Origin of the sequence: Hallella seregens ATCC 51272 (assembly GCF_000518545.1) — a bacterium.
Classification (GTDB): domain Bacteria; phylum Bacteroidota; class Bacteroidia; order Bacteroidales; family Bacteroidaceae; genus Prevotella; species Prevotella seregens.
In genome coordinates this window covers 1-1,217 of the sequence record NZ_JADU01000059.1, presented here as the reverse complement: position 1 = coordinate 1,217, position 1,217 = coordinate 1, and the positions used below count along the sequence as shown (strand labels likewise).

Below are 1,217 nucleotides of genomic sequence, written 5' to 3'. Positions count from 1 at the left end.
TTCACTTTCCGTTGTCTTGGACGAATTTCCCGCGGGAAATGTTCACTTCCCGTTGTCTTGGACAAATTTCCCGAGGGAAATCTTCACTTCCCGTTTTTTATGGGTTGACAAAGACAACGGATAACAACTCATAACAACAGCAATACCGCGGCGCAGCGTTGTTTTCGGTTGTTGTTCGTTGTCTTTCATCAAATCCTATGCGATTGGGCGTTGTCTTTCAATTCCCCATGCGCCGCACAACGTAGGGACACACGCCCCTGTGTGTCCGCAACATCGTCGGAGGAGTGAACACTTCGGGAAGGAACCACACACGACGGAAAACGAAAATCCTGGCAAACGGTGGAAAACAACCGTCCCACGCTCCATTCAAGGGCGTGGGACGGAAGAGAAAATGATATTGTCGGCTTGCGTTACTCTGGCTTGCTCTGGAAGAACCCTACAAACTGCTCAAAGTCGTGGATGATTTGCTCAAGCTGCGGATTGTTCCGCTGGACGATGACAGCGGCATAGTTGTCCACACCCTCTGCCGTTATCTTTGATACTTTGATTACGAACTTGCCGCGATGCTCATATTCCTCGAACCAGCGCAGGAACAGGCGGTCGCGCATGGCTTGGCGGTTGTCGCCCGTCTCACACTGATAGAGCAGAATGTCTGGATTGCTCTCGAAGAACTCCTCGACAACGGCATAGACCGTTTCGCGCAACTTGCGGTCGTTGGGCGATGGCCGCCCGTTCTCGTTCACGATGCCGAACTCATAGGCTCCGTGCTGCCAAATGGTCTGGTCGTCAATGAATCCGATGCGGTATTGCACACCGTAAGCCGTCTTGAAACCATAGGCCTGCTTGCCTACGGGCCATACGGAATAGGGTGTACGCACGTTCAAGCGATTCAGGTCGAGCGCTTTCATCGTTGTGCAGACCTTAGTTAGGCATTGGTTGTCCTTAACTTGGCGAGTTCCTCAAGCTCGCGCTCCGTCTTCTCCACCCACTCGCGCTTGCGCTGCATCATCTTGCGCAGGGCCTCGGCTGCTTCCTCACGATTGCGGTATTTCACAGTTTCGTATGCCATGTATTTTTGCTTTTGATGATTCCGTAGGCAAAGATACTATCTTTCAATCATACTTCCAAATCTGCGCCGTTGGATTTTCGTTTCCGTCGTGTGTGTCAGTATGTCAAAGAGCGAGGGGGATGGCCGAGCGGCCGGGCCGGCCGCCAGC

General features: G+C 52.6%; 2 protein-coding genes. Both read right to left on the bottom strand.

The window, feature by feature from the left end:
• Positions 1–410: 410 nt before the first annotated feature.
• Positions 411–908: a DUF6169 family protein gene (locus L888_RS0111125; RefSeq protein ID WP_027952940.1), complete on the bottom strand. Its 498-nt coding sequence runs from the start codon at positions 906–908 to the stop codon at positions 411–413.
• A 17-nt stretch (positions 909–925) separates the two neighbouring features.
• Entirely contained in the window at positions 926–1,069 is a 144-nt protein-coding gene (locus L888_RS14700) for a hypothetical protein (protein ID WP_169732677.1), read from the bottom strand.
• Positions 1,070–1,217: the final 148 nt, after the last annotated feature.

Excerpts from the sequence above, each read along its gene's own strand:
- L888_RS0111125 (WP_027952940.1), bottom strand. The coding sequence starts at position 908 with ATGAAAGCGCTCGACCTGAATCGCTTGAACGTGCGTACACCCTATTCC.
- L888_RS14700 (WP_169732677.1), bottom strand. The coding sequence starts at position 1,069 with ATGGCATACGAAACTGTGAAATACCGCAATCGTGAGGAAGCAGCCGAG.